General features: G+C 69.5%; 18 protein-coding genes. 6 read left to right on the forward strand and 12 right to left on the reverse strand.

Features of this window, described 5'->3' with window-relative positions:
- The first annotated feature begins 259 nt into the window (after positions 1-259).
- Positions 260-1,768, forward strand: a complete 1,509-nt coding sequence (locus ACSMXV_RS19570) for a CehA/McbA family metallohydrolase (RefSeq protein WP_473172666.1) — start codon at positions 260-262, stop codon at positions 1,766-1,768.
- A 92-nt stretch (positions 1,769-1,860) separates the two neighbouring features.
- Here the strand turns inward: ACSMXV_RS19570 and ACSMXV_RS19575 are convergent, their stop codons facing one another.
- The 7 genes from ACSMXV_RS19575 to ACSMXV_RS19605 form a co-directional block, all read right to left on the reverse strand.
- On the reverse strand, positions 1,861-3,420 hold the full coding sequence (locus tag ACSMXV_RS19575) for an APC family permease (protein ID WP_473172667.1): 1,560 nt from the start codon (positions 3,418-3,420) through the stop codon (positions 1,861-1,863).
- A 261-nt stretch (positions 3,421-3,681) separates the two neighbouring features.
- The gene (locus ACSMXV_RS19580; protein ID WP_473172668.1) at positions 3,682-5,148 is read right to left on the reverse strand and encodes an aldehyde dehydrogenase family protein; all 1,467 of its coding nucleotides are present in this window, start codon (positions 5,146-5,148) and stop codon (positions 3,682-3,684) included.
- The gene (locus ACSMXV_RS19585) at positions 5,145-6,884 is read right to left on the reverse strand and encodes an N-acyl-D-amino-acid deacylase family protein (RefSeq protein ID WP_473172669.1); all 1,740 of its coding nucleotides are present in this window, start codon (positions 6,882-6,884) and stop codon (positions 5,145-5,147) included. The genes ACSMXV_RS19580 and ACSMXV_RS19585 overlap by 4 nt, the downstream gene beginning before the upstream one ends.
- A 30-nt stretch (positions 6,885-6,914) precedes the next feature.
- Positions 6,915-8,033 carry an LLM class flavin-dependent oxidoreductase gene (locus tag ACSMXV_RS19590; RefSeq protein WP_473172670.1) on the reverse strand — a complete coding sequence of 373 codons (1,119 nt, stop codon included), beginning with the start codon at positions 8,031-8,033 and terminating at the stop codon, positions 6,915-6,917.
- 110 nt (positions 8,034-8,143) lie between these two features.
- Positions 8,144-8,923: an SDR family NAD(P)-dependent oxidoreductase gene (locus ACSMXV_RS19595; RefSeq protein ID WP_473172671.1), complete on the reverse strand. Its 780-nt coding sequence runs from the start codon at positions 8,921-8,923 to the stop codon at positions 8,144-8,146.
- A 50-nt stretch (positions 8,924-8,973) separates the two neighbouring features.
- Complete coding sequence (locus ACSMXV_RS19600) at positions 8,974-9,909, reverse strand: LLM class F420-dependent oxidoreductase (protein WP_473172672.1); 936 nt, start codon at positions 9,907-9,909, stop codon at positions 8,974-8,976.
- Between the two features lie 2 nt (positions 9,910-9,911).
- Positions 9,912-11,144, reverse strand: a complete 1,233-nt coding sequence (locus ACSMXV_RS19605) for an amidohydrolase family protein (protein ID WP_473179002.1) — start codon at positions 11,142-11,144, stop codon at positions 9,912-9,914.
- A 262-nt stretch (positions 11,145-11,406) separates the two neighbouring features.
- Between ACSMXV_RS19605 and afsR the strand changes: the two genes are divergently transcribed.
- The 3 genes from afsR to ACSMXV_RS19620 all read left to right on the forward strand — a co-directional run bounded on the left by afsR (position 11,407) and on the right by ACSMXV_RS19620 (position 15,057).
- Positions 11,407-14,361 carry an SARP-family global regulator AfsR gene (gene afsR, locus ACSMXV_RS19610; protein WP_473172673.1) on the forward strand — a complete coding sequence of 985 codons (2,955 nt, stop codon included), beginning with the start codon at positions 11,407-11,409 and terminating at the stop codon, positions 14,359-14,361.
- Between the two features lie 193 nt (positions 14,362-14,554).
- Positions 14,555-14,716: a hypothetical protein gene (locus tag ACSMXV_RS19615; RefSeq protein ID WP_473172674.1), complete on the forward strand. Its 162-nt coding sequence runs from the start codon at positions 14,555-14,557 to the stop codon at positions 14,714-14,716.
- 185 nt (positions 14,717-14,901) lie between these two features.
- Entirely contained in the window at positions 14,902-15,057 is a 156-nt protein-coding gene (locus ACSMXV_RS19620) for a hypothetical protein (protein WP_473172675.1), read from the forward strand.
- Between the two features lie 78 nt (positions 15,058-15,135).
- Here the strand turns inward: ACSMXV_RS19620 and ACSMXV_RS19625 are convergent, their stop codons facing one another.
- The 5 genes from ACSMXV_RS19625 to ACSMXV_RS19645 all read right to left on the reverse strand — a co-directional run bounded on the left by ACSMXV_RS19625 (position 15,136) and on the right by ACSMXV_RS19645 (position 17,041).
- Positions 15,136-15,531: a hypothetical protein gene (locus ACSMXV_RS19625; RefSeq protein ID WP_473172676.1), complete on the reverse strand. Its 396-nt coding sequence runs from the start codon at positions 15,529-15,531 to the stop codon at positions 15,136-15,138.
- A complete protein-coding gene (locus ACSMXV_RS19630) occupies positions 15,531-15,809 on the reverse strand; it encodes a hypothetical protein (RefSeq protein WP_473172677.1) in 279 nt (92 codons plus the stop codon). Before ACSMXV_RS19630 ends, ACSMXV_RS19625 begins: the two co-directional genes overlap by 1 nt.
- A 274-nt stretch (positions 15,810-16,083) precedes the next feature.
- Positions 16,084-16,419, reverse strand: coding sequence for a hypothetical protein (locus ACSMXV_RS19635; RefSeq protein WP_473172678.1), 336 nt, complete (start codon positions 16,417-16,419; stop codon positions 16,084-16,086).
- Positions 16,419-16,790 carry an ATP-binding protein gene (locus ACSMXV_RS19640; protein ID WP_473172679.1) on the reverse strand — a complete coding sequence of 124 codons (372 nt, stop codon included), beginning with the start codon at positions 16,788-16,790 and terminating at the stop codon, positions 16,419-16,421. The genes ACSMXV_RS19635 and ACSMXV_RS19640 overlap by 1 nt, the downstream gene beginning before the upstream one ends.
- The gene (locus ACSMXV_RS19645) at positions 16,787-17,041 is read right to left on the reverse strand and encodes a hypothetical protein (protein WP_473172680.1); all 255 of its coding nucleotides are present in this window, start codon (positions 17,039-17,041) and stop codon (positions 16,787-16,789) included. The genes ACSMXV_RS19640 and ACSMXV_RS19645 overlap by 4 nt, the downstream gene beginning before the upstream one ends.
- 138 nt (positions 17,042-17,179) lie before the next feature.
- Between ACSMXV_RS19645 and ACSMXV_RS19650 the strand changes: the two genes are divergently transcribed.
- Both ACSMXV_RS19650 and ACSMXV_RS19655 read left to right on the forward strand, forming a co-directional pair.
- Complete coding sequence (locus ACSMXV_RS19650) at positions 17,180-18,034, forward strand: helix-turn-helix domain-containing protein (RefSeq protein WP_473172681.1); 855 nt, start codon at positions 17,180-17,182, stop codon at positions 18,032-18,034.
- Positions 18,015-18,293 carry a DUF397 domain-containing protein gene (locus ACSMXV_RS19655; protein ID WP_473172682.1) on the forward strand — a complete coding sequence of 93 codons (279 nt, stop codon included), beginning with the start codon at positions 18,015-18,017 and terminating at the stop codon, positions 18,291-18,293. The genes ACSMXV_RS19650 and ACSMXV_RS19655 overlap by 20 nt, the downstream gene beginning before the upstream one ends.
- The last annotated feature ends 9 nt before the right edge of the window (positions 18,294-18,302 follow it).

The following is an 18,302-nucleotide window of genomic DNA, read 5'->3' on the forward strand; positions in this document are numbered from 1 at the left end:
CCCGAGCATACGAGCGCGCACCGACATCGTCTGCGACGCAGCGAGTGCCGCTGATCACGCCGTTTCGTGAGCCCGTTCACGTTTCGTTCCGCTCCCGGCCGTCGGCGGTACCGCGCGACGCCGCCCCTGGTCGACGTCCAGCCAAGAGGGGCGACTGCTGGGCGAAATCTGCCGCTCCCCTTCCCTTACAAGGACGTTCACGGCTCGCCATCAGGGTTGCCTGTACGACCCACCGTCACCGACGACTCCTGGAGCCGGCATGTGCGAGGACCACCACATAGGCAGACGTGCGCTGTTCGTGACGGGAGCGGCCGCCGCCCTTACCTTGGGCAGCGTGAGCTTCGCGAGTGGCGCCAACACCCCCACGGCGACACAGGAGAAGAAGACGGTGCGCGGCACCCTTCCTACCGGTTCGCCCGACTTTGTCTATCTTCCGCTGGAAATCCCCAGCGGTGTACGGGAGATCCACGTCTCCTACACCTACGACAAGCCGACGGTTCCCGCCGGCACCCAGGGCAACGGCCTGGACATCGGCATCTTCGACGAGCGTGGCACGGAGCTCGGCGGCCGGGGGTTCCGCGGCTGGTCGGGCGGGGCCCGCACGGAGTTCTTCATCCGCGCGGACGACGCGACGCCCGGCTACATCCCGGGCCCGATCCGCGCGGGCACGTGGAACGTCATCCTCGGCCCGTACACGATCGCCCCGCAGGGCCTTTCGTACGAGGTGACCATCACCCTCACCTACGGTGAGCCGGGCGAGACGCCGAAGCCTGTGTACCCGCCGGAGCGGGCCAAGGGCCGGGGCCGCGACTGGTACCGCGGCGACTGCCATCTGCACTCCTGGTACTCGGACGGCAAGCGCACCCCCGCCGAGATCGCGGCGCTCGCGCGCGCGGCCGGGCTCGACTTCATCAACACATCGGAGCACAACACGCATGCCGCGCACGCCCACTGGGCGGACCAGGCGGGCGACGACCTGCTGATCCTGCTCGGCGAAGAGGTCACCACACGCAACGGGCACCTGATCGCGCTCGGCACCGACCCCGGCACGTTCATCGACTGGCGCTACCGCGCGCGCGACAACCGTTTCGGCAAGTACGCCCGCGACATCCGCCGCGCCGGCGGCCTTGTCGTACCCGCGCACCCGCACGCCACCTGCATCGGCTGCAACTGGAAGTTCGGGTTCAACGACGTGGACGTGGTCGAGGGGTGGAACGGCCCCTACACGCCCGACGACGAGGTGAACATGGCCGACTGGGACAGCATGCTCGTCGCCTCCGTACGCTCCGGCCGCGCGTGGATTCCGGCCATGGGCAACAGCGACGCACACCGCCACCCCGATCCGGTCGGCACCCCGCAGACGGTCGTCCTCGCCGACGACCTGACCCGCGAGGCGATCCTGGACGGCCTGCGCGCGGGCCGCTCCTACATGGCCGAGTCCAAGTCGCTCTCCCTCTCCTTCAGCGCCTCCGGCAGCCGCGGCGAGCACGCCGGCATCGGCGAGCGCCTGCCGGTCGACCTCGACGCCCCGGTGACGGTCCGCCTGGAGGTGACGGGCGCCCCGGGCTGCACGGTCCGCTTCGTCACGGACCAGGGCGTCCTGTTCACCTCCCCCGTACTCCCGGCCTCCGGCTCGGGCACGGCCGAGTGGCGTACCACGGCGTCGTACGCGGCCTACGTACGGGCCGAGGTGCGGCACGCGCCCGTGGTGACGGGCCTGCCCGGGCCGCTTGCGGCGTTCACGAATCCGATCTTCCTGGGCCGCTGAGAACCAGCGGCCGGGCCCGGCCCTCGAGGGAAAGGAGCCGGGCCCGGAGGTTGTCAGCAGCCGGAGACGGCTGGGACCGGAAGGCGGGCGGATCAGTCCGCGACCACCAGCAAAGGGGTCTCCTTCGTCAGCACCTCGCCGCGGAAGAAGGCCGGACTGCGGCGCTGCATCACGCCCATGACGACCACGCCAAGGAGCAGCAGGCCGACGCCGATCACGAAGACCGAGCCGACGCCGAAGACGGCGGAGCCGGAGCCGTAGGCCGGGTCCCACATGTCGTACAGGGTCTTGCCGAAGACCGCCGCCAGCAGGGTCCCGCCGAGCACCGGGAAGAGGCCCTTGAAGGCGAAGTCGCGGGCCGAGCGGCGGAGCTCCGCGCGGAAGTACCAGGCGCAGGCGAAGGCGGTCAGCGCGTAGTAGAAGCAGATCATGAGGCCGAGCGCGTAGATCGTGTCGACCAGGACGTGCTCGCTGACCAGGGTCATGACGGTGTAGAACGCGCCGGTCGCGAGGCCCGCGACGACCGTGGCCTTGCCCGGCGTCTTGAAGCGAGGGCTGACACGGGCGAAGGAGGCGGGAAGAGCCTCGTACGCCGACATCGCGAGCACCGTGCGGGCGACCGGGATGAACGTCGTCTGGAGGCTGGCGGCGGCCGAGGCGAGGACGGCGACGAAGAGCGCGATGCCGAGGACCGGACCCATCACGGGTCCCGCCAGGGCGGCGAAGACGTTGTCGGAGGTGTCCGGGTTGGCGAGGCCGAGGCCCTTGTCGCCCGAGCCGACGGCCATCTGTGCGGCCACGCCGGTGGCCAGGTAGGAACCGACCAGGACGACCATCGCGATGAGCGCGGCGCGGCCCGGGGTCTTCGCGGAGCCGGTGGTCTCCTCGTTGGTGGACAGGCAGGCGTCCCAGCCCCAGTACATGAAGATCGAGAGGGACAGACCGGCGGTGAAGGCCGCGAACGACTGGACCGCGAAGGGGTTCATCCAGGACCAGGAGAAGTCGACGCCGGTGTCGAAGGCGCCGCTGCCGGCCTTCTGCAGTGCCATGACGACGAAGACGGCGAGCACAAGGAGCTGCAGGCCGACGAGGGCGTACTGAACGCCCTTCGTCGCCGTCATGCCGCGGTAGCTGATCGCGGTGGCGGCGGCGATCAGGGTGAGGCAGGTGAGGATGTGGACGGCCTTGTTGCCGTCCAGGGCGGCGACCGACTCACTGCCGCTGATCTCACCGGCCAGCAGCCAGAAGTAGGAGGTCGCGACGCCCGCGAGGTTCGACAGCACGATGACCGTCGCGATCACCAGGCCCCAGCCGCACATCCAGCCCACACGCGGCCCGAACGCCTTCACCGTCCAGGTGAAGGAGGTGCCGCAGTCCGGCATGGCGCGGTTGAGCTCACGGTAGGCGAAGGCCACGAGCAGCATCGGCAGGAAGCCGGCCAGGAACACGGCGGGCATCTGCAGTCCGACCTCGCCGGCCGTGGAGCCGAGGGTGGAGGTCAGGCAGTAGACGGGGGCGACCGTCGACACACCGATGACGGCACTGCCCAGGAGGCCGACGGAGTTCCCGCCGAGTCCCTTGGTCCGGACACCCCCGTCGGAGCGTCCCCTTACCGTGTCTCCGACCTGTGGCCGGCTCTCCAGCTGAGTCATGAAGACGACGGTAAGTGCTGCGGTTCCCGTATCCGGAACAACTGACTCCAGATACGGGAACCTTGAATATCGCTCGATTGAACCCCATCCGACCATGGATTGAAAGATCACCAACGCGTACCGAGCACTATTTGCAGGCGCAGAACCGAACTCTCGGGTTGCGAAAACCGCAGAGCTGTCCATTTTGCCCGTTTCAAAGTTTTCCCATTGAGGCTCAGGTCTCAGTCACCGGAGGCCCGGCAGGCGCCCCTCGGGCCTCGTTCACCCCGGCCACACGATCGCCTGCAACTCGCTGTACGCGTGCAGCGCGTACGAGCCGACGTCCCTCCCGACCCCGGACTTCTTGAAGCCCCCGAACGGCGCCTCCATGTTGCGGCCCACCGTGTTCACGCCGACTCCGCCGGCCCGCAGCCGCCGGGCGACACGGAAAGCGCGGGCCACGTCGCCGGACCAGACGTAGTCGATCAGCCCGTACTCGCTGTCGTTGGCGAGGGCGACGGCCGCTTCCTCGGGGTCCTCGTCGTCGAAGGGCACGACCACGACGACGGGCCCGAAGATCTCCTCTCGTACGACCCGCATGTCGTTGGTGCAGTCGGTGAGCAGAGTGGGGGCGACGTAGAACCCCGTGTCGAGCTCCGGCCGGGCACCGCCCGCGACCAGCCGCGCGCCCTCCTTGCGGCCCAGCTCCACGTACGACTCGACCCGGTCCCGGTGGGCCGCGGAGATCACCGGGCCCACGATCGTGCCCTGCTCCCTCGGGTCGCCGACCTTCATGAAGCCGATGTACTGCACCAGCTTCTCGACGAGCCGGTCGTGGACGGAGCGCTGGACGAGCACGCGGGTCGGGGCGGTGCAGATCTGGCCGCTGTAGAAGGCGTACGTCGTGCCGATGCCGGCCACGGCCTGGTCCAGGTCGGCGTCGTCGAAGACGATCGCGGCGCCCTTCCCGCCCAGCTCCATCAGCTGCCGTTTCATGCCGCGCCCGCACACCTCGGCGATGCGTTGTCCGACGGCGGTCGAGCCGGTGAAGCTCACCATGTCGACGTCCGGCGAGTCGACGGCTGCCTCTCCTACGCCGACATCCGTCCCCGAGACCACGTTCACGACGCCCGGCGGCACCCCGGCCGCCTGAAGCGCCTCAGCCATTCGGTACACGGACAGCGGGTCCTGCGGCGCGGGCTTCACGACCACCGTGTTGCCCATGGCGAGGGCCGGGGCGACCTTTCCTGCCGGATTCGCCCACGGGTTGTTGTACGAGGTGATGCAGGTGACGACGCCGACCGGCTGCCGTATGGCCAGGGCTCCCATGACGCCCGCCTTCCCCATCGGGCCCGCCTCGTTGATCTGAGGCGGAAGGGGGGTCTCGACGGGTTCCAGCGCCCCCTTCGCATACCGCCGGAAGCGGGCCACGCCCACGCCCACCTGCATGCCGCGCGCCGTCCCCGTCGTGGCGCCGCTCTCGGCCTGCGCGAGGTCCGCGTACGAGGCGAATTCGCGCTGTATCTCGTCCGCCGCACGGTCGAGGATCGCGGCGCGCTCCTCGGATGCCGTACGCGACCAGGACGCGAAGGCCTCGCTGGCCGCTCGCGCAGCCTCATGCACCTGTTCACGGCTCGCCTCCGGTGCGAGCCCGACGACCTCCTCCGTCGCCGGATCGATCACCTCGTAGTGGCCGCAGTCCGGCTCGACCCACTCGCCGCCGATGAACAGCCGCTGTGCGCCGGTCACCTGGTGCTCACCGTCCTGGTGTCCCGGCCGGAGCGCAGCACCTTGCCGGGCACGGCACCGGTCACCACGTCGTCGCGGATCGCCTCGACGCCGTTGACCCACACCGCGTTGACGCCGATCGCCTTGGCATCGAGGCGCGGGCTGTCCCCCGGCAGGTCGTGGACGAGGGTGGCCTGGCCCGCCTCGATCCGCTCGGGGTCGAAGAGGACGAGGTCGGCGTGCCAGCCCTCAACCACACGCCCGCGCTCCCGGAGGCCGAAGAGCTGCGCCGGATCGTCCGTCAGCATCTTCACGGCCTGCTCCAGCGGGACCAGCTTCCGGCCCCGCAGACAGTCCCCGATGAAGCGCGTCGTGTACGGCGCGCCGCACATACGGTCGAGATGGGCGCCCGCGTCGGAGCCGCCGAGCATGACGTCCTCGTGGGCCCAGGTCTCCTGGCGCAGCGCCCAGGAGGCCGGGTCGTTGTCGCTGGGCATCGGCCACAGCACCGTCCGCAGGTCGTCGTTGGCGCAGATCTCCACGAGGCACTGGAACGCGTCCTGGCCGCGCTCGGCCGCGATGTCCCTGACCACCCGCCCGGTGAGGCCCTCGTTCTCCTTGCTGTACGTGTCACCGATGACGTACCGCCCGAAGTTCGCCAGCCTGCGGAAGACCCCGGCCTCCTTGGAGCCGGCGCGCCGCAGCATCTCCGCCCGTATGTCCGGGTCGCGGAGCTTGGCGATCCGCTCGAGCACCGGCAGGCCGAGGATCTCGCCCCAGCCGGGGATGAGGTTGAGCGCGCAGAAGGTGCCGAGCGACATGTTCATGGGCGTGAGAATCGGCATGGTCAGCGCCACGATCCGGCCGCCCGCCTTGCGGGCGCGCTCACTCGGTATGAGCTGGCGCGGCACGCGCTCGGGCACGGCGGCGTCGATCGTCAGCACGTTCCAGTTGAGGGGACGTCCGGCGGCCGCGCTCATCTCCACGAAGAGGTCGATCTCTTCATCGGAGAACTGGTCCAGGCAGCCGGCGACGATCGCTTCGAGCTGGGTGCCCTCGTGCTCGCCGACGGCCTTCGACAGCGCGATCAGCTCGTCGGGCCGAGCGTGCCGGGACGCGACGGGCTTCCCGTCCCCGTCCGAATGCGTGGACGACTGGGTGGTGGACAGGCCCCAGGCGCCCGCGTCCATCGACTCGTGGAACAGCCGGAGCATCTCCTCCAGCTGTGCGGCCGTCGGCTGCCCGCCGACCGCGTCCGCCCCCATGACGTACCGCCGCAGCGCGCAGTGCCCCACCATGAACCCCGCGTTGACGGCGATACGCCCTTCGAGCGCGTCCAGGTACTCCCCGAACGTGTGCCAGTTCCAGGGCGCGCCCTCTTCCAACGCCACCAGGGACATGCCCTCGACCTTGGACATCATCCGCCGCGTGTAGTCGGCGTCCTCGGGCCGCTCCGGATTGAGAGGCGCGAGCGTGAAACCGCAGTTGCCGCCCGCGACGGTCGTCACGCCGTGGTTGAGGGACGGCGTCGCGTACGGGTCCCAGAAGAGCTGTGCGTCGTAGTGCGTGTGGGGGTCGACGAAGCCGGGCGCGAGGACGAGCCCGGTGGCGTCCTTGCTGGTCCTGGCCTCCTCGGTGACGGTGCCCGGCTCGGCGATGACGGCGATGCGGCCGTCGTGTATGCCGACGTCGGCGGTGTATGAGGGCGCGCCCGTGCCGTCCACGACGGTCGCGCCCTTGATGAGGTGGTCGAGCATGGCGGCGCCCCTTTCGCTGGAATGCCCGGGTCAGGCGGCCTGGCGGAAACGGGTGGTCCGGTGCACGGGATCCGTGTCGATCTTCGGGATGACATGCTCGCCGACAAGCCGGATCGACTGCAGCGTGTCCTCGCGCGAGATCCCGACCGGCAGGCCGAAGGAGATCTGGTCGGCGCCCGCCTGCTCCCAGCGCTTGCACTGCTTGAGCACCTCGTCCGGGTCACCGCAGATCAGCAGCTCCTCGGCGATGAGGAGTTCGATGATCTCCTCGTTGTACTCGGGCAGCGTCTCGGGCCACTCGGGGAAGCCCTCGGGGCGCGGGAAGGTGTCGTGGTAGCGGAAGACGAGGGACGGCAGATAGTGCAGTCCGCCGTTCGCCGCGATCCGGACGGCCTCCTCGTGCGTGGGCGCGCAGACGGCGGTCGTCGTCACCATGACGTTGTCGTTGACGAAGTCCCCGACCGGCTCGGCCTTGGCGATGTTCGACTTGTACTGCTCAAGGACCCACTCCATGTCGGAGACCTTCTGGACGCTGAAGCCCAGCACCCCGAGGCCCTTCCTCGCCGCCATGGCGTACGAGGGCGGGGACCCGGCGGCGTACCACATGGCCGGGTGCGACTTCCCGTACGGCTTGGGGAGGACCTTGCGCGGCGGCAGCTGCCAGTGCTTGCCATGGAACCCGACGTACTCCTCCTGGAGCCACATCTTCGGGAACTCGGCGATGGTCTCTTCCCAGATCTCCTTCGTGTAGTTCATGTCGGTGATGCCGGGCAGGAAGCCCAGGATCTCGTGGCTGCCCGCGCCCCGGCCGCTGCCGAACTCGAACCGCCCCTCGCTGAGGTGGTCGAGCATCGCGACCTTCTCGGCGACCTTCACCGGGTGGTTGACCTGCGCGAGAGGGTTGAAGATCCCCGAGCCGAGGTGGATGCGCTCGGTGGCGTGGGCGAGATAGCCGAGGAAGACGTCGTTGGCGGAGAGGTGCGAGTACTCCTCCAGGAAGTGGTGCTCGGACGCCCAGACGTACTTGAAGCCGGACTTGTCCGCCTGGATGGCGTACTCGGTCTCCTCCATCAGCGCCTTGTGCTCCGCGAGCGGGTCGGTCTCGGCCCGCTTGCCCAGATATCCCTGTACGAAGAGCCCGAATTCCAAGGAGGTTCACCGTCCCCTGGTTCACTCCCGCCATTTCTGACGGATCGTCAGATTACTTTGTGCGCCGACTGTCGCACCGCACCCTCGGCACGTCAATAGCTGACCCACCGTCAGATGACGCTGACGCCTGCCAGCCACCCGCCGTCGATCACGAACGGCTGTCCCGTGATGTACGAGGAGTCCTCGCTGGACAGGAACAGCACCAGGCGCGCCACCTCCTCGGGCTGCCCGATCCGCCCCATGGGCAGCAGGTTCCGGTAGAGCTCCTCGACGGCCGCCGAGATCTCCTCGGCGTTCGCCATCCCGGGGTCGAGCTGCGCGGGATTGCTCATGGCGGTATCGATCGCGCCCGGGCAGACGGCGTTGACCCGGATGTTCTTCGCGGCCAGTTCGAGCGCGGCGACCCGGGTGAGGCCGACGATGGCGTGCTTGGTCGCGGTGTACGCCCCTACGCCCGCCATGCCGGTCAGCCCCGCGTACGAGGCGGTGTTCACGATCGTCCCGCCACCCGCCGCCTCTATCTCCGGGGCGACGGTCTTGATCCCCAGGAAGACACCGACCTGGTTGACCTGAAGGATCTGCTGGAACTCGTCCAGCGGCGTGCTCACCAGCTCGTTGAAGCGCAGGATGCCGGCGTTGTTGACCAGCCCGTCGATGCGGCCGTACGCGCTCTTGGCGGCGGCCACGACGGACTGCCACTCGGCCTCCTGGCTCACGTCGAGGTGGAGATAGAGGCCTCCCAGCTCCTTGGCCAGCGCCTCGCCCTGGTCGTCGAGTACGTCGCCGAGGACCACCTTGGCCCCTTCGGCCGCGAAGAGCCTGGCCTCCTGTTCGCCCTGCCCGCGCGCCGCGCCGGTGATGATGACGACGCGGCCGTCCAGCTTGCCCATGACGCTCCTAATGTGTATGTCGGTGCGGTGCGGCTTGGATGCGGTGCGGATCAGGTGAGATGTGGTGCGACGTCGGTGCCGAAGGCCGCCATCTGGTCGGTGAGCTCGGTGCGGCCGCGGCTGCGGAACCGCACCTGGATCTGGTCCACGCCCATCGCGGCGTACGCCCGCAGCGACTCGGCTAGCGCCTCGGGGTGGCCGCTGAGGGTGCGCCGCCCGACGTCCCAGCCGGGCTCCCCCACGTACAGGGCTTCCGTGACGGCTCCGATGGTCATCGGCTCCGCGACCCCGGCTTCCTCCCTGAGCCGCCTGAGCCGGGCGATCTGCTGCGGCAGCCGGTCGCGCGGGTCGCCCTGCGGCAGCCAGCCGTCGCCCTTGAGCGCGGCACGGCGTACGGCGGCAGGCGAGGACCCGCCGACCCAGAGCGGAACCCGGGCCTGGGCGGGCCGGGGCCGCTGCCCGAGCCCCTCGAACGCGTAGAGCTTCCCGTGGTGCTCGGGGAACTCGTCCGGGCCGAGGGCGGCTTTCAGTGCGTCGATCGCCTCATCGAGAACGGCTCCCCGCCGCGCGAAGTCGACCCCGAGCACCTCGAACTCCTCCTGTACGTGCCCGGCGCCGACCCCGAGGATCAGCCGGCCGCCTGAGAGATGGTCGAGCGTCGCGTACTGCTTGGCGGTGACGAGGGGGTGGCGGAGCCCGACGACGGCGACATGACTGAGGAGCCGTACGCGCTCGGTCACTCCCGCCAGGAAGGAAAGGGTGGCGACGGGGTCGTACCAGACGGTGCTCATCGCGGGGGCGAGGCGCCGGGGGATGGCGACGTGGTCGCAGCTCGCGAGGTAGTGGAAGCCGGTGCAGTCGGCGACTCGGGCGATCTCGGCGAGGTCGTCCGGGCCGGCGGTGGCCTCCCAGGGCTCGGCGTAGATCGTGCTCTGCGACTGGACCGGGAGCTGCATTCCATAGACGAGCTTCGCATCCTGCGCCATGGCTAGGCCCCCGCTCCGGCTCCCGCCCAGAGGCCGTCCTCCGTCAGCCCGAGGAGGTCGATGGCGTTGCGCCGTACGATCCGGTCGACGACGTCCGGCGGCAGGTGCCTCATCTGTGCCTCTCCGACCTCCTTGGACTTCGGCCAGGTGGAGTCGGAGTGCGGGTAGTCGGTCTCGTAGAGGACGTTGGCGACCCCGATGGCGTCCAGGTTCCTGAGCCCGAAGGCGTCGTCGAAGAAGCAGCCGTACACGTGCTCGGCGAAGAGCTCGGACGGCGGCCGGTGGACCTTGTCGGCGACGCCGCCCCAGGCGCGGTTCTCCTCCCAGACGACGTCGGCGCGCTCGAGGATGTAGGGGATCCAGCCGATCTGCCCCTCGGCGTACATGACCTTCAGGTTCGGAAAGCGCTCGAACTTGCCGCTCATCAGCCAGTCGACCATCGAGAAGCAGCAGTTGGCGAAGGTGATGGTGGAGCCGACGGCGGGCGGGGCGTCGGCTGACGTCGACGGCATCTTGCTCGACGACCCGATGTGCATGGCGATCACGGTGCCGGTCTCGTCGCAGGCGGCGAGGAACGGATCCCAGTCGTCGGTGTGGACGGACGGCAGTCCGAGGTGGGGCGGGATCTCGGAGAAGGCGACGGCCCGTACGCCGCGCGCGGCGTTGCGGCGGACCTCGGTGGCGGCGAGCTCGGCGTCCCAGAGGGGGATGAGGGTGAGGGGTATGAGCCGCCCCTGCGCATCCGGCCCGCACCACTCCTCGACCATCCAGTCGTTGTAGGCCTGGACACCGAGGAGCCCCAGCTCGCGATCCTTGGCCTCGGTGAAGGTCTGCCCGCAGAAGCGCGGAAAGGTGGGGAAGCAGACGGCGGACTGAACGTGGTTGACGTCCATGTCGGCGAGCCGCTGCCGCACGTCGTACGACCCCGGGCGCATCTGCTCGTACGTGATGACCTCGAGCTTGATCTCGTCCCTGTCGTACCCGACGGCGGTGTCGAGGCGGGTGAGGGGCCGGTGCAGGTCCTCGTAGACCCACCAGTCGCCGATCGGGCCGTCGTCGCCCTTGTCGCCCATCACAGGAGCGAACTTGCCGCCCAGGAAGGTCATTTCCTTCAGCGGCGCGCGGACGATGCGCGGCCCGGTGTCCCGGTACCGGGACGGGAGCCGGTCCTGCCAGACGTGGGGCGGCTCGACCGTGTGGTCGTCCACCGAGATGATCTTCGGGAAGGGGTCCAGGGTCTTTTCCAAGGTCTCCATGGTCTCCATAGGGCTCACGGTAGCGCCGATCTGACGAACCGTCAGCTACCGTGCGTGGACTGACTCACCAGTGATGACCTTGTGAGAGGCGGCCCCCCAGAGCTGACGCATCCGCCATGAACAAGGCAAACTGACGGGTGCGTCATGACGGGCGCGTCATGACGCGTCATGACAGGTGTGGTGGGCGGTTGTGGCGACGGGCGTGCAGGACGCGGGCAGGACGGCGTGCAGGGGGACAGCGATGGACGATGTACCGCGAGTAGCGGAGCAGCGAAGTCCGACACCGGGGCCCGACCCCGAGCAGCCGGACCTGCGCTTCAGCGTGCTCGGACCGGTACGCGCCTGGCGCGGTGCCGAGCCTCTGCCCACGGGCTCGCCGCAGCAACGCGCCCTGCTGGCCGCCCTGCTGCTCCGCGAGGGCCGCACGGCCACGGCGCACGAACTGATCGACGCCCTGTGGGGCGACGAGCCCCCGTCGCAGGCCCTGGCGGCCGTCCGTACGTACGCCTCCCGGCTGCGCAAGATCCTCGACCCGGGCGTCCTGCTCAGCGAGTCGGGCGGCTATGCGATCCGTACGGGCGGCCAGGCCCTGGACCTCTCGCTCGCCGAGGAGCTGTCGGCGGACGCGGAGAAGGCCCGGAACGCCGGTGACCTGTGCCAGGCCCGCGCACTGATCAACAAGGCGCTGGGCCTGTGGGACGGCGAGCCGCTGGCGAACGTACCCGGGCCGTACGCGGACACGCAGCGGACACGGCTGGAGGAGTGGCGCCTGCAGCTGCTGGAATCCCGCCTGGACATGGACCTGGAACAGGGCTGCCACGCGGAGGCGGTCTCGGAACTGACGGCGCTCACGGCCGCGCACCCGCTCCGGGAGCGGCTGCGCGAGCTGCTGATGCTGGCGCTGTACCGGTCCGGCCGCCAGGCGGAGGCGCTGGCGGTGTACGCGGACACGCGCCGCCTGCTCGCCGACGAACTGGGCGTCGACCCGCGCCCCGGCCTGAAGGAACTCCAGCAGCGCATCCTGCAGGCGGACCCGGGGCTGGCGGAGCCGTCGGCTCCGGCCGCGGAGCCTGCGGCTGGGCCGGTCCGCCCGGCGCAACTCCCTGCGACTGTCCCCGATTTCACGGGCCGATCGTCCTTCGTATCCGAACTGAGCGATGTCCTGTCCAGCGCGGAGGGCCGCGTGATGGCGGTCTCGGCGGTCGCCGGGATCGGCGGCGTCGGCAAGACGACCCTCGCAGTGCACGTGGCGCATGCGGCACGGGCGTCCTTCCCGGACGGGCAGCTGTACGTGGACCTGCAGGGCGCGGGCCCGAGACCGGCGGAGCCGGAGACGGTGCTCGGCGCGTTCCTGCGGGCGCTCGGGACGGCGGACTCGGCGATTCCGGACTCCCTGGAGGAGCGGTCGGCGCTCTATCGGTCTGTGTTGGACGGCCGCCGGGTGCTGGTGTTGCTGGACAACGCGCGGGACGCGGCGCAGGTACGCCCGCTCCTGCCGGGCACGGAGGGCTGCGCGGCGCTGATCACGGGCCGGGTGCGGATGGTGGACCTGGCGGGCGCGCACCTGGTGGACCTGGACGTGATGTCGCCCGAGGAGGCCCTCCAGCTCTTCACGAAGATCGTGGGCGAGGAACGGGTCGCTTCGGAGCGCGAGGCGGCCCTGGACGTGGTGGCGGCGTGCGGCTTCCTGCCGCTGGCCATCCGTATCGCGGCGTCCCGCCTGGCGTCGCGGCGGACGTGGACGGTGTCGGTGCTTGCGGCGAAGCTCGCGGACGAGCGCCGCCGCCTCGACGAACTCCAGGCGGGCGACCTGGCGGTCAAGGCGACGTTCGAGCTGGGCTACGGCCAGCTGGAGCCGGCGCAGGCACGGGCGTTCCGCCTGCTGGGGCTGGCGGACGGCCCGGACATCTCGCTGGCGGCGGCTGCGGCGGTCCTCGATCTCCCGGTGGAGGAGACGGAGGACCTGCTCGAGTCCCTGGTCGACACGTCCCTGCTGGAGTCGGCTGCGCCGGGCCGCTATCGCTACCACGACCTGGTCCGCCTCTACGCGCGTGCGTGCGCGGAACGCGACGAGCAGCCGCCGAGCGAGCGGGATGCGGCGATGTCGCGGCTGCTTGACTTTTACCTGGCCACGGCGGCGGGGGTCTATGCGATCGAACGGCCGGGGGATCGGTTGGTGGATCACCTGGAGCGGACGGAGTATCCCGGCCTGACGTTCAAGGATCGTCATGAGGCCCAGGACTGGTTGTACGCCGAGGCGAACTGCCTGCTTTCCTGTGTCCGCCAATCTGCTTCCGCCAGCGGGCTGCGCCGAGCAGTCGACCTCCTCTGGGCAGCAAAGGATCTCGCCGAGTCCGGAGCGAATTCGCGTCAATACGAGGCAGTTGCCGTCGCGGTACGGGACATTGCCCAGGCGTCCGACGACACCCGGGCGGAAGCACGCGCCCGAACGGCACTGACGGACGCGCATCTTGCCGCAGGGCGCTTCGACCAGGCCGAGGAGGAATCCCGTCACGCGAAGGCGCTCGCCCCGGACCTGGGCGATGCAGCACTCAACTGCTGGGTGCCGAATCACCGCGGAGTAATCGCGGTGTACAACAACCTCCATTCGGAGGGGGCTACATATCTGCAGGAGGCAATCAACAGCTTCCGGTCGGACGGAAACTTGGCAGGTGAGGCCAGTGCCCTGTGCAACTTGTCGCGCTCCCACCTCGCCATGGGCCGTACGGCAAGCGCGATCGAGCTGGCACAGCTAGGAGTCGACCTTTACGACCGACTCGGCCACGCGCTCCGCGGTGCGAACGGCCGATACGCTCTCGGCCTCGCCCTCGCCCAGTCTGGCCAGATCGACGAAGCCACGAGTCGACTCCTGGAGGCCCTCGCGGTCTTCCGCGACAGCCGTCAGCGCCTTTGGGAAGGCATGACACTCTTCCGCCTCGCCGAAGTCGACCTGACTGCTCAGCGCCTGACCCAGGCGGCGGTCAATGCAGAATCAGCGCTGACCGTTCTGCGAGGCATCGGAGGCGAGTGGCGGCGAGGCAATGTCCTCACGGTCCTCGGCCGAGCGCTCCAGGGGATCGGCCAGTCAGGAAGAGCACATGCCTGCTGGCAGGAGGCACTCACCATCTATGAGCGCCTCGATTCGCTGGAGGCAGCTGCTGTGCGCTCTCTTCTGACGCCTACCGCAGCTGCCTGATCCTCCGCATCGACGTTCATCGTTCGTTTATCGCCGCACGGCACTCTCGTACTCACCGATCCGTCGCATCGGGGGGCAGACGGGTTGACCACGGCCGCATCGCTAGGGTGAGCGGCCTTGAATGGTCCGTCCGGCGACCCACGGGGGAGTCGCCGGACGGACCCATCCGCCACTGTCACGGGAGTTGAGAACCTTGACCGAAGTCGAGAAGAACGACGGCACCGTCAAGCCGCAGGACACCCACATCACCGACGCCGACGACGGCACGGTCAAGCCGCTGGACACCCACATCACCGACGCCGACGACGGCACGGTCAAGCCGCTCGACACCCACATCACCAGCGAAGAGGCCTAGCAGAGCCTTCTCCAACGGGGGTCGGCCGCGGCGGCGCGGAGGGGAGCCGTCGCGGCCGATGCGTGTCTGATGAAAGGTTCAGGACATTCTGCGGCCAGAACCGTTCGATCCCCTCGAACAATCGCCCCCCCTGACGCTAGCGTCCCTTGGTGTTCGGAAGTCCCCTCTCTCGCAAAGGAGTTGAAGTGACCCGCACCAAGAAGATCCTCGTGGCTGTCGCCGTGGCAGCCGCAGCTGCCCTCGGAACGGCTGGTACGGCGATGGCCGACGATCACGCCACCGTGGCCCCGCAGGACGAGCACGCCACGGTCGTCACCCCGCAGGACGAGCACGCGACCTGAGTCACTCAAGCCTGGGGGCCGGGGCCGACGCTCGGCCCCGCAGCTTTGCCCGGCTCCTGGCGCCGCGCCCCACGCACCTCACAACCCCCTGACCGACGCCCCCGCCCCGCACAGCTTCTTCATGTCGTCCACGTCGGACGTGTAGACCGCTACGTTCCCCGCCTGCCGCCCCGCGATCACCGCCAGCGCCGCGTCGATCGCGTACTTGTGACCGTGCAGCCCCGCGCCCTCCAGCAACACGATGGCCGTATCAGCGACCTCGCGGGTCACCGGCTCCACGACGACGCGCGACATCGCCCATGACCAGGCCGGGTGTCGGACCTGACCGTGATACGCCTCGATCAAGGTCATCGAGCTGGTCACCACTCGGAGCCCCTTCTCGTGGGCAGCCGCCAACAGGGCTGTCATCTTGCGCTCGCGGAGCGCAGCCCGTGACAGTCCCTCGCTGTCCAGCACCAGGCAGTCGATCACCATCAGCCCGCCAGCGGAAGATGGCCGTCGCCGGGCACATCACGCTCGGCGAAGTGCCGCCCTGCCTCGCGCAGCTCGGCCTCGGCCTCCGCCATCTCCTCCTCGGTGAGCGGCCCGCCCTCCTCCTGCATCCACGCCACCAGCTCGCCAAGCCGGTCGCGCTCCCGCTGCCGCTCTATGGCCCGCGTGACGTACGCACTGAACCCGCCGGGCCCGACCTCGCTCCGGATCTCCTCGGCGAGCTCCTCCGGCAGCGTCACGGTGTACTTCTTCGTTGCCATACCACTCACCATACCCACCCCTGCCCCAGGCCGCTCGCCGCGCTCCAGTTTGTCGATCAGCCCGCCGAAGCGATCGAGAACCGCCTGCGCCCCAGCCATGAAGGCCGTCTGCTCACGCTCACTACTCACCCTCGCCCACCCTCCCCTCCAACTGCCCAGCCTTGGACAGCAACTTGACTGCTGCGTCCAGGAGTTGAACGAACCGCGCCACACCAGGTTCTGTCCTTACCGTTGCCGAGCCCACGGCCAGACGATCAGCCGACCAGCCGACCGATCAGGCGGCCAGCGGGATGCCATGAATGACCGCAGGGCCGCAGTCCACGCCGTCCACGCCGTCCAGCGCGAGTACCAGGGCCAGGCGGCGCTCGTACTGGAGCCGGCGCTTCTCTGCCGCGCGGAAGTAGGGGCGCGTCAGTAGGGCATCCGTGACGTCGATGCGGCGGTCCACGGCCGCTTCGCGGGCGTACGGGCTGCGTGGCAGCGGTGACGGTGGCGCTTCGCTCGGCCGGGAACGCGGTAGCGGTGTCGGGCGGCCCTCGGCCGGAGCCGCCCGGCGCCGGCCGGTGCCGGGGAGCAGCAGGGCCAGGAACCCGATGAGAAACGACCGCACTACGCCTCCCCCACTTCGCACCAGACCGTCTTGCCCGCCACCCCCTGCTCAACGCCCCACCGCAGTGCCACGGCATCCAGCAGGGCCAGGCCGCGCCCGGACTCCTCGTCACCCGTGACGCGCGCGAGGACAGGAAGGACGTACGGGACCGGGTCGGTGACCTCGACGCGGGTCCGGCCGTCCGCCCGCTCCACCCGTACGCGGAGAGGCGTGCCCTCGCCCAGGTGCCGGATGACGTTGCCCACCAACTCGGTCACGCAGAGCTGGACGTCGGCGCACGGAGCACCCACGTACCGGCGCACGCTGCGACGCAGCTCGGGCACCGCCTTGGGGAGGGCCGGCAGGTCGATCTCCAGGTACGTGGCGTTCACTGCGCGTCCGCCTTGCGCAGGACAGCGGTGAGCCGGCGGGCGGTGGCTGTGTTGCAGTTGCCGAGCGCGACCAGCCCCGTCGGAGGCGCGTACGTACCCGCGAAGGTCGGCAGGTCGGCACGGAGGGAGGGGAGCGTGATGCCGTGTACGGCGAGGGCGTCGCGCAGCTCCTCCACGCAGTGGGTCACGTCGTCGACGGTGGGACGGGGACCGGGATTGGCCGGGGCGCGGTGGTCCTGGTTCGGGGTCATGGAGGGGTACGCCTTCCTGTGCGCTCTGTGATGAACCAGTCACACGTTGACGCGAAAAGGCCTACCGTAAAAGGGGTTTGGGTTCCCGGGCGCGAACCGTGGAACTGGGCACGGTAGTTGTGGAACGGGCGGGAGCACATGGCGCGGCGCAAGGACATCGACGGCTCCGAGAGCGTCCCCTGCTTCTACGGCAAGGAGTTGCGCTGGAAGCGGGAGGAGGCGGGGCTCACGCTTCAGCAGCTGGTCGAGGGCAGCTTCTACGGGCAGAGCCACCTCAGCGAGATCGAGCGCGGCGAGCGCCGCATGCCCCGCGACCTCGCAGAACACGTGGACCGGGTGCTGAAGACCGACGGGTTCTTCGCCCGCCGCTGCGAGGAGGTGCGCAAGGCCCGGCGGGCCGGGCACGCCTGGTACTTCGAGAAGGTCCTGGAGGCAGAGCGACACGCGGAGGTCATCGAGGAGTGGTGCCCGACGCTCATCCCGGGCCTCCTCCAGACCGAGGCGTACGCCCGTGCCGTCATCCGAGCCACGCACCCTCTGGAACCGCAGGAGAAGACCGACACGAAGGTGCATGCCCGGCTGTCACGGGCCCGCCTCTTCGACGACGACCCCACGACGCCCGAGTACTGGGTGATCCTGCACGAGTCGTTGCTGCGGCTGCCGATCCTCCCGCCGGAGGCTATGGCCGAACAGCTTGAACGTGTCGTGGACTTGGCGCGCCGACCCCGGATCACTCCACAGATCCTTCCGTGGAATTGCGGGGCGCATCCCCTGATGCTCGGCGCCGTCAAAGCCATGACCTTCCCCGACGCTCCGCCGCTGGTCTACACGGAGTCGCCGTACAGCGGCGACACCCTCGACGATCCGGCCCTCGTGAAGCAGTACCGCAAAGCATACGATCGGCTCAGGGCCGCCGCACTGCCGCCGGAGGCGTCCCTCGCCATGATCGAGGAAGCGGCTGAGGACTACCGAAATGGCAAACACCAAGCCTGACTTGAGCACCGCACGTTGGCGGAAGAGCAGCTACAGCAACGGCGACGGCGGTGACTGCGTCGAGGTCGCCGAAGCCTTCCCCGGCGCCGCCCTCTGGCGCAAGAGCAGCTACAGCAACGGCTCCGGCGGCGACTGCGTCGAGGTAGCCGACGGCCTCCCCGGAGTCGTCCCGGTCCGGGACTCCAAGCTGCAGGACGGCCCCGTACTGCTGTTCCGGCCCCCTGCCTGGACCGCCTTCATGTCCGGAGTGAAGCGCTGACCCAACTCT

The organism is Streptomyces sp. DSM 42067 (genome assembly GCF_055792885.1).

What these genes read in the sequence shown, in the direction of transcription:
- ACSMXV_RS19570 (WP_473172666.1), top strand. Translation starts at nt 260, where the DNA reads ATGTGCGAGGACCACCACATAGGCAGACGTGCGCTGTTCGTGACGGGA.
- ACSMXV_RS19575 (WP_473172667.1), bottom strand. Translation starts at nt 3,420, where the DNA reads ATGACTCAGCTGGAGAGCCGGCCACAGGTCGGAGACACGGTAAGGGGA.
- ACSMXV_RS19585 (WP_473172669.1), bottom strand. Translation starts at nt 6,884, where the DNA reads ATGCTCGACCACCTCATCAAGGGCGCGACCGTCGTGGACGGCACGGGC.
- ACSMXV_RS19595 (WP_473172671.1), bottom strand. Translation starts at nt 8,923, where the DNA reads ATGGGCAAGCTGGACGGCCGCGTCGTCATCATCACCGGCGCGGCGCGC.
- ACSMXV_RS19600 (WP_473172672.1), bottom strand. Translation starts at nt 9,909, where the DNA reads ATGGCGCAGGATGCGAAGCTCGTCTATGGAATGCAGCTCCCGGTCCAG.
- afsR (WP_473172673.1), top strand. Translation starts at nt 11,407, where the DNA reads ATGGACGATGTACCGCGAGTAGCGGAGCAGCGAAGTCCGACACCGGGG.
- ACSMXV_RS19625 (WP_473172676.1), bottom strand. Translation starts at nt 15,531, where the DNA reads ATGGTGATCGACTGCCTGGTGCTGGACAGCGAGGGACTGTCACGGGCT.
- ACSMXV_RS19630 (WP_473172677.1), bottom strand. Translation starts at nt 15,809, where the DNA reads ATGGCAACGAAGAAGTACACCGTGACGCTGCCGGAGGAGCTCGCCGAG.
- ACSMXV_RS19645 (WP_473172680.1), bottom strand. Translation starts at nt 17,041, where the DNA reads ATGACCCCGAACCAGGACCACCGCGCCCCGGCCAATCCCGGTCCCCGT.
- ACSMXV_RS19650 (WP_473172681.1), top strand. Translation starts at nt 17,180, where the DNA reads ATGGCGCGGCGCAAGGACATCGACGGCTCCGAGAGCGTCCCCTGCTTC.
- ACSMXV_RS19655 (WP_473172682.1), top strand. Translation starts at nt 18,015, where the DNA reads ATGGCAAACACCAAGCCTGACTTGAGCACCGCACGTTGGCGGAAGAGC.